Source organism: Dehalobacter sp., assembly GCF_030063005.1.
Classification (GTDB): Bacteria; Bacillota; Desulfitobacteriia; order Desulfitobacteriales; family Syntrophobotulaceae; genus Dehalobacter; species Dehalobacter restrictus.
Genome location: NZ_JAPDHR010000049.1, coordinates 21,949 through 29,296 on the forward strand (window position 1 = coordinate 21,949; position 7,348 = coordinate 29,296).

Annotated in this window: 6 protein-coding genes; all 6 read right to left on the reverse strand. The window is 43.1% G+C overall.

Annotated features, from left to right (window positions below):
- Positions 1-86: 86 nt before the first annotated feature.
- Complete coding sequence (locus OKX56_RS12400) at positions 87-1,358, reverse strand: glycosyltransferase family 2 protein (protein ID WP_019226700.1); 1,272 nt, start codon at positions 1,356-1,358, stop codon at positions 87-89.
- Between the two features lie 169 nt (positions 1,359-1,527).
- Positions 1,528-1,848, reverse strand: coding sequence for a hypothetical protein (locus tag OKX56_RS12405; RefSeq protein ID WP_287896653.1), 321 nt, complete (start codon positions 1,846-1,848; stop codon positions 1,528-1,530).
- A 21-nt stretch (positions 1,849-1,869) separates the two neighbouring features.
- Entirely contained in the window at positions 1,870-2,976 is a 1,107-nt protein-coding gene (locus OKX56_RS12410; protein ID WP_019226698.1) for a M20/M25/M40 family metallo-hydrolase, read from the reverse strand.
- Between the two features lie 188 nt (positions 2,977-3,164).
- Positions 3,165-4,403, reverse strand: a complete 1,239-nt coding sequence (locus OKX56_RS12415; RefSeq protein WP_019226697.1) for a DUF1015 domain-containing protein — start codon at positions 4,401-4,403, stop codon at positions 3,165-3,167.
- 36 nt (positions 4,404-4,439) lie between these two features.
- Positions 4,440-5,603 (reverse strand): phosphoglycerate dehydrogenase, encoded by a 1,164-nt coding sequence (locus OKX56_RS12420; protein WP_019226696.1) that lies wholly within the window; start codon positions 5,601-5,603, stop codon positions 4,440-4,442.
- Between the two features lie 40 nt (positions 5,604-5,643).
- Positions 5,644-6,726 (reverse strand): 3-phosphoserine/phosphohydroxythreonine transaminase, encoded by a 1,083-nt coding sequence (gene serC, locus OKX56_RS12425; protein WP_019226695.1) that lies wholly within the window; start codon positions 6,724-6,726, stop codon positions 5,644-5,646.
- Between the last annotated feature and the right edge of the window lie 622 nt (positions 6,727-7,348).

Genomic DNA, 7,348 nt, shown 5'->3' on the forward strand with positions numbered 1-7,348 from the left:
ACATTTTTTGGTGGATTGTTATTCCACAGCACGCGAAAAGACCCGGTCAAAGCCGGGTCTTCTGTATTCTTTACCGTTGAGGTTATTCAGCTGGTCGATACTTTTTCTTCCGCACGAATTTCCTCATAATTAATCGAGCGGGTATGTAGCGTATGCGACCACTCTTTCTTGTTGCGATGAATAAACCCGGCAATAATGATCGGTATCCAGCTGTACATAAAGATCGGATACAGAATCAAGCCAAAATAGGCCTTTGTTGGCTTTTTGTCCAAGTACAGGGACAATATGGCAAAAACAACAACACTTCCGGAAAGAACCTGCCAGACACCTGCAGGAATATAGTCAATAAACAAGTTGACATAATAAGGGCGCAGAAAGAATAACACCTGCATCAAAATAAACGAAGCCGAAATAATCAGGAAGAACGGCTGAAAGAGATGCATCGCTGCATCAAAATACAGCCACTTTTTCTCGCGGAATCCTTTTACAAGAAGAATAGGCAAATATCTGCAGGCAACGTCAACCTGCCCCTGAGCCCAGCGTTTCCTTTGATGACAGGACTGTACAAAGCTAAGCGGCTTTTCGTCATAGACGACCGCGTCATGCGCCCAGCTGGTTTTTATCCCATATACCAGGGCTTTCATCGTAAACTCAAGATCTTCAACCAAAGAATGAGCTCCCCAGCCAAATTTCTTAAGTACATCGTAGGAAATACACATCCCTGTACCGGCCAGGGTATTGGAAACTCCGAAATTGAACCTGGCCAGCTGAACCAGCCTGTTCATCATCCAAAATGCAATTGAAAATGAAGTGGTAACCCATGTATCATAAGGGTTCTTGGAATCCACATAGCCCTGAATGATTTGATCTCCCTGGCAGAGCTTTTTATTCATCTCTCTGAGGAAGTTACCCTTGACGAGATTATCGGCATCAAACAAAACAAAAGCATCATACGTATGGTCTAAAGCAAAAATCTTCGAAAATAAGTATTCCAAGGCATAGCCTTTTCCGCGTTTTGTCTCATCAAAACGCTTGTACACATAGGCTCCAGCTTTTTTTGCCAGGTAAGCAGTGTTATCCGTGCAATTATCGGCTACAACAAAGATGTCAAAAAGTTCTCTCGGATAATCCAGATTTTTAAGGTTGTTAATCAACGGCGCGATTACCCTTTGCTCATTATGGGCGGCAACGACAATCGCAAATCTATTCTTGGGTTCAAATTCATCATCTTCAGGTTTCCGACGCATCCCCAGAATCGATAAAATAAAATAATACAAAGTCACAAAAATAATGATGACTTGTAGAGAAATCATAGTAACGTTAAAAATTTCTTGCACAATATTGGAAAAACTATCCAAAAATCTTACCCCCCCTCAATTTATCAATTTTAGCAGATATTACTGCTGCCTGCAATAAGACTTGTACAATATCTTAAGAATATATTTTATTATTCTTTTAAGACAACAAAGATACACAAATGTTCATATTTAAACATTTTTCTTGGAAGTCAGTCATTGATAGAACCATTTATTTTTTACGTTTGAATAATTTATAGATGATGATGCCGGCAAAACCAATCATCATTACGATTAACAGCAGGCTGATCTTTAAGGCCAAAAAAACGGAAGACCAGTAGGTACCGGCAACCTGTGTCCCGCTTACGAAAGGTATCATATTACGGAACAGTGCCCCAATACCCTGCCCGATGATCACCATCAGAATAATTCCGACGGTTATTAACAGTATTCCCAGAAGACCAATTGGACTATCCAAACGTCTTTTATTTAATTTCTGCCTTTTCCACCAATAGTATTCCACTAAAAGTTCACGACGAATACGTTCCCACATTTGTCGTCACCTCAGTATATCCTATGAATAAGACAAAGCCTCAAGTACGAATTCGACGGATTTTTCCATCTGGTCAATTTCGACATATTCTTCGCGCGTATGCGGGTTATGATTCCCAAGGCCCAGTGCCAGACACGGTATGCCGCGGGAATTTAGAATATTGGCATCAAGTCCTCCGCCAGTCGAAGTTAATTCCGTGTGAATGCCGAGTGTCTTCCCTGCCTCCAGTAAATTTTGAACAGCCGGATGTGCAGGATCTATGCTAAACGCTTCATAGGCGAGTTCCTTCGTATAGCTGAAATTTGCCTGGTTCTTGGCTGCAACAGTTTCAAATTTTTCAAGAATTTTATCGGTTTCAATTTCAAGTTTCGCTTGATCATGACTTCGTACCTCTGCCGTGATTTGTACCTTTTCAGCAACCACATTGCGTGCTGTGCCACCGGTAATGATCCCGAAATTACTCGTTGTTTCCTGGTCTATCCTTCCTGATTTCAAGTCTGCAATGGCTTTGGACGCAACAACAATTGCATTCACGCCCGTTTCAGGCGCCAGGCCCGCATGTGCAGCTTTACCCTGAACAACCAGATCAAGCGTGATATGAGAAGGTGCTGCGTGGACTACGGTACCCACAGGGCCGTCACCATCCAAGACATAGCCGAAGTCAGCTTTAAGGGCATAATCAAGATTTTTTATACCATAAAGACCAATTTCTTCCTGGACTGTCAGAACAACTTCAACCGGACTATGCAGGATATGCTTGTCTTCCTGAAGCCTGCTCAGTACTGCGAGTATTACGGCTATTCCAGCTTTATCATCCGCCCCAAGGATGGTTTGTCCATCGCTGTAAATGACCCCTTCCTCAATCCGGGGTGTCATTCCTTCAGTGGATGCTACCGTATCCATATGAGCTGCAAGCATGATCACCGGTGCACCCTCACTGTTGCCCTGCAGTACTGCGATCAGATTGCCCGTATCACTCCCTGTTTTGGCGGCGGAATGGTCCTCATAGACATCAGCACCGAGCTCTTTCAACCTTCGTTTTAGATAGCCTGCGAGTTTCCCTTCTTTTTTGGACGGACTGTCAATGGAAACAAGCTTAAGAAATTCATCCGTAACATTAATTGACATAGTTACCTCCGATCACGCATGCTTTCACTCATAGAATAAACAACCGCTCCGCCTCATTAACCATTAAAATATCATCTGACTTTATCATGAAACAAAAACTATCATCCTATGTGTATGGCTCAAAAATATTTTTAACGGCAGACTAGATGCTAACCCGGTATAGTACTATACCGGGTTGCAAGTCAACCCTATTCCAGTTCGTGAATAAGCAGTCCGCTTCTCAGTTTGGGTTCAAACCAGGTAGATTTGGGCGGCATAAGCTTATCTGCATCAGATACCGCAAAAAGTTCATCAATCGATGTCGGATACATCGAAAAAGCAAGTTTCATATCACTGGCCACCCGCTTTTCCAGTTCCTTCAGGCCGCGTATCCCACCGACAAAATCGATTCGTTTATCCGTTCTGACATCTTTGATATCCAGGATCGGTGTTAAGAGATGATTTTGCAGCAGTGAAACGTCCAAGCCTTCCACAGGATCATCGGAAAGGATCTCAGCCCTGGCCTCCAGTTTATACCATGATTCTTCCAGATACATACCAAAGACAGCTTTTTTCTGAGGCTTATAGGGTTCAGCACCCGTTTTGGTTACAATAAATGCTTTTTCTATTTCTTTCAGCAGGGCATCTTTCTGATAACCGTTAAGATCTTTGACTACTCTATTGTAATCCAGGATCATCAATTGATCGTGCGGGAAAAGGACAGAAAGAAAATAGTTGAATTCTTCCTCTCCGGTAAAACCGGGATGGGCGTCTCTTCTGCGCAAGCCTACTTTCACCGCCGAAGCAGCTCTGTGGTGTCCATCCGCAATATAGATGCTTCGGGTATTTTGAAATCCGAAATAGATCGCAGCCAAATCATGATCCCCATCTATTTTCCAAACGGTATGTCTAATTCCGTCCGGAGCAGTGAAATCATAGAGGGGGCTTTCTTGTTTAATTCGGCTGACAACCTCATTGATTCCCTGTTGAGACCGATAAGCCAAAAAAATCGGGCCGGTCTGAGCCTTGCAAATGTCGACATGATTAATTCTGTCAATTTCCTTATCTTCTCTGGTTTTTTCATGTTTTTTGATAACATTGTTCAGGTAATCATCCATCGCGGCACATCCGACCAAACCCGTCTGGGAACGGCCATCCATCACCAGTTCATACACATAATAGCAGGGTCTATCCTCCCTGACAAAAACGCCATTTTGGATCATTTCCTGCAGACTGTCTCTCGCTCTCTCATAGACCCGGATATCATAAGGACTGACCTCAGGAGTGAACTGGGTCTCTGCCCGGTCAATCTGCAAAAACGACAACGGTTCTTTTCTTACTTCAGCCAATGCTTCTTCGCGGTTATAGACATCATAAGGAAGTGCTGCGACTTTCGCAGCAAGTTCTTCCCTCGGCCGCAGCGCTTTAAACGGTCTGATTGTAGCCAAATCGAACCCTCCCATTACCAATGATATCAATTTTCATTATTTTACAATCCTGACTCTGTAGACTCCTTCAATCGCTTTAATTTTCTGCTTTATTTCCGGTGTGGATGGTATCTCAATATCAACCAAGGTATAGGCATACTGGCCTTTGCTCTTATTAATCATATCAGAGATATTGATATTCTCCTGAGCTAGGGCCGAAGTGAACTGACCAATCATATTCGGGATATTTTTGTGATGAATCGCGAGACGGCCGGCATTATCAGGATAACCGTTGTCACAGTCCGGATAGTTCACGGAATTTCTGATCGTGCCGTTTTCAAGATAATCCATGAGCTGGCTGACAGCCATCACCGCACAATTATCCTCTGATTCACAGGTGGAAGCTCCCAGGTGCGGAATAGCAACGACTTCATTCAGAGGCGCCATTTTAGGAGTAGGAAAGTCGGTAACATATTTGAATACCTTGCCAACTTTTAGTGCTGCAATCATATCTTCTTCATTGACTAAAGAATCGCGCGAGAAATTTAGAATGCGGACGCCGTTTTTCATCATTTTGAAGGCTTCTTCATTCAGCATCCCCTGAGTTGCATCGGACAAGGGTACATGGATGCTGATGAAATCACATTCTTTATAAATCTCCGCCAAGGATTTGCTGGGCTTGATATATTTAGACAAATGCCAGGCCGAGCGGACAGAAATGAACGGATCATACCCGTATACTTCCATGCCAAGTTTCATCGCCGCATTTGCTACGAGAACCCCAATCGCCCCAAGCCCGATTACACCCAGTTTCTTGCCGCTGATTTCAATACCTGCATACTTGGCCTTATTTTTCTCAACAAGTTTAGCAACATCCGGATCATCTTTAACAGAATTCACCCAATTTACGCCGCCGATAATGTCACGGGATGCCAGAAACAGTCCGGTCAGTACCAATTCCTTAACACCATTGGCATTAGCCCCCGGTGTATTAAAAACAACAATCCCTTTTTCAGCGCATTTATCAATCGGTATATTGTTCACTCCTGCTCCGGCCCGGGCAATTGCCTGCAGAGAATCCGGCAGGTCCAGTTCATGAACACTGGCACTTCTGACCAGAACGGCATCCGCCTCTTCATAGTTATCCGTAATAGCATATTCTTCCGAGAAATTGTCCAGCCCAATCTTGGCAATCGGATTTAAACAATTGATTTTAAACATATAGATACTCCTTTACTCTGATGGTATGAAGAATTACTTTCTAGATGTTTCCTTCTTCAAATTTTTTCATAAATGCGATTAACGCTTTCACGCCTTCCATGGGCATCGCATTGTAAATGCTCGCTCTCATTCCGCCGACTGAGCGATGACCTTCTAAATTTACCAAGCCGGCCTCTTTGGCTTCTTTGGTAAATTTCTTGTCCAGCTCTTCTAATCCGGTTACAAACGGCACATTCATCAGTGAACGGTCTTTCTTAACGACTGTTCCTTTAAACATTTTGCTGGAATCAAGATAGTCATATAAAATTGCGGCTTTTTCCTCATTGATTTTTTTCATGACTTCGAGTCCGCCCAGTTTTTTCAGCCATTTAAATACTTTGCCGCAAATATAAATGCCATAGGCCGGTGGTGTGTTATAAAGTGACTTGTTGTCTGCCTGTGTTTTGTATTTTAACATGGTAGGCGTCCCCGGCAGCACATCATCCGTAATCAGGTCCTCCCGAATAATGACGACGACAACGCCGGCCGGGCCGACATTTTTTTGAGCACCTGCAAAGATCAAACCATATTTGCTTACATCTACAGGTTCAGACAGAAAATCCGACGACATGTCCGCAACCAGGATTTTGTCACCGGTTTCAGGAAGTTCTGTAAACCTCGTTCCATAGATGGTGTTGTTATGGCAAATGTACACATAGTCAGCGTCCTCAGAGATCTTCAGGTCCTTCATATCCGGGATATACGTATAGGTTTTGTCTTCTGAAGACGCAATGACGTCGATTTTACCGTAGATCTTTCCTTCCTGAATCGCTTTCTTAGCCCATTGTCCAGTGTTCAGGTAATCAGCAACCCTGTTCTTCATTAAATTCATCGGGACCATGGCAAACTGTTGTGATGCTCCGCCTTGCAGGAACAGCACCTTATAATTATCCGGAATGTTCAGCAAATCCCTAAGATCCTGCTCCGCATCACCAATAATTTTTTCAAAAGCTTTGGAGCGATGGCTCATTTCCATCACGGACATCCCCGTGACATCATAATCCAGCATTTCCTCGGCAGCTTCTTTGAGAACTTCTTCAGGCAATACTGCCGGTCCAGCAGAAAAATTAAATACTCTTGTCATTGTAAATTCCTCCTCCATTATCCTATTAGTATTCTTTCACTTTTGTATAGCCCTATAAAAAAGCAAAATCCACCCCCAGTGTTGGGGCGGATATTCCGCGGTGCCACCCAAGTTTTAGCCAGTATTTCTTCATTAAGTGACAACGTTTTCATCTGCAGAAATATATAAATAAAACCTCTAATCCCAAAATTAGGGACGAGAGGTATTCCCGCGTTGCCACCCATGTTGCCAAATCGGCCAACTTATATCCGCGTTATCGGGCGGAACCCGTCACAATTCGTCATCGGCCACTCCAGGATGGAATCTCATCGCATGTTGGCTGACTCGCACCGGCCATCAGCTCTCTGAACAACATTTAAATCAGATTTTCCTCTCATCGTGTTTGAGCATATAGGTTATTTTCAATATACTAATGTATTCAGAATGATTTGTCAAGTGGATAGATGATCTTCATGTGATGGACGATCTTCATTTTTCTCCATCCAATTGTGCATATCGTTAGTTTTACAGCATAGTTGAATAGAGAAAACTTGAATCCCTTGGGGCATAAGGCTTCAAGGGCATATTTTTTCTGTTTTTTCTCATTTATATGTATAGTAATATATAGTAATGTATGCTATAA